At 70.9% G+C, this 1,739-nt stretch carries 1 protein-coding gene; it reads right to left on the reverse strand.

Annotation, left to right across the window (positions count from 1 at the left end; genetic code table 11):
- A partial coding sequence (locus ACFWBB_RS42600; protein ID WP_385284695.1) for an AMP-binding protein occupies positions 1-1,739 on the reverse strand: 1,739 nt, incomplete at both ends.

Genomic DNA, 1,739 nt, shown 5'->3' on the forward strand with positions numbered 1-1,739 from the left:
CCGTGGGGGTTGGGCAGGAACTTCTCGGCGGTGAGGTGGGGGCGGCCGAGGTAGCCGCGGGCCAGGCCGGTGCCCGCGATGTGGACCTCGCCGGTCACCCCCACCGGGACCGGCTCCAGGCCCGCGTCCAGCACATACATCTGGGTGTGCGGGATCGGCGCGCCCAGCGGGACGGCCTCGGTCACCGGGACCTCGTCGATGACGAGGCCGGAGTTGCCGATGGTGATCTCGGTGGGCCCGTACTCGGTGGCGACCTTCGTGCCGTCCGTCCCGGCCAGCTCCCGCCAGCGCTCGGCGAGGGTGACGGGGAAGTTGTCGCCGGCGGCGATGACCAGCCCGGCCAGCCGGGCGGCTTGTGCCGGGTCGAGCTGGTGGGTGAGCAGGTCCAGATGGCCCGGGGTGAGCTTCACGAACCCGTAGGGGCCGAACCGGTCCAGGACGGTGCCCAGTTCGGCGACGTCCAGGTCGTCGGGCAGCAGGGTGACCGGCTGTCCGCAGACCAGCGGCGTGAACAGGTCCGGGATGCCCAGGTCGAAGGAGATCGACGAGAACAACGGCGCACCCCCCGTGCCGTGTGCGGCGTATGCCTCCACTGTCCAGGCCAGGTAGTTCGCCAGACCCGCGTGATGGATCATCACGCCCTTGGGACGGCCGGTCGAACCCGAGGTGTAGATGACATACGCCAGCTGCGCCGGATCCGTGGTGCGGGCCGGTGGGGTGGCGGAGCGGCGGGCGATGCGGGCCGCGTGGGCGTCGAGCAGGACCAGGCTGCCCTGGTGGGCGGCGGCCAGCAGGGCCGTATGGCCGCTGGTGGTCACCACGACCGCTGTATCCGTGTCGGCCAGGATGAACGCCAGGCGCTCGGCGGGCAGGGTCGGATCCAGCGGCAGATACGCGGCACCCGCCTTCCAGATACCCAGCAGCACCGGCACCAACTCCGGCCCACGCTCCAGGCAGACCCCCACCAACTGGTCCGGGCCGACCCCGCCGGCGATCAGATGCCGGGCGATACGGTTCGCCCGCTCGTCCACCTCCCGGTACGACAACCGCGTCCCGTCCGCGGCCACCACCACCGCCACCGCATCCGGCGTCGCGACGGCCTGCGCCTCGAACCGGTCCACCACCAGCCCCCCGGGCCACACGGCCGTACCGCCCTGCGCCCACGCACCCAGCAACAGCCCACGCTCGGCCTCCGACAGGAACACACCCCGCGCATCCCCGTCCACATCCGACGCCATCGCCTCCAACACCGACCGGTACATCCCACCCAACCGATCCAAATGCTCCCGGCTCATGACATCCGTGGCGCTGGTCAGGCCGAAGTTCCCGTGCGTGATGACCACGTTGAGGGCGAACTCGTTCGTGCCGTCGACCATGGTCGCGTTCACGTCGACCGCGTCCCTGTCGACGAGGTGGAAGTCGAGGTATTCGAAGAGGATGGTGAGGAGGTCGCGGTTGTTGCCGGCGGCGCGCTGGATGGCGGGCAGCGGGTAACGGCGGCGCGCCCAGATTTCCGTCTCCTGCCGGTAGACCCCCTCCACCAGCTCACGCCACGTCCGGGCCCCCTTCACCACGGGGAACGGGAGCGTGTTGAGGTGCATGCCCAGCACCCGGTCGGCACCCGGCGCCTCCAGGCGGCCGTGATAGACCACGCCGGTGTGGAAGGCGTCCTCCGCCGTCAGCATGCCCAGCACCTTGAGGTGTGCGGCCAGCAGGACGCTCTTGAGTGAGGTGCGGGC

The sequence above is a fragment of the Streptomyces sp. NPDC060000 genome (genome assembly GCF_042737375.1).
Taxonomy (GTDB): Bacteria; Actinomycetota; Actinomycetes; order Streptomycetales; family Streptomycetaceae; genus Streptomyces.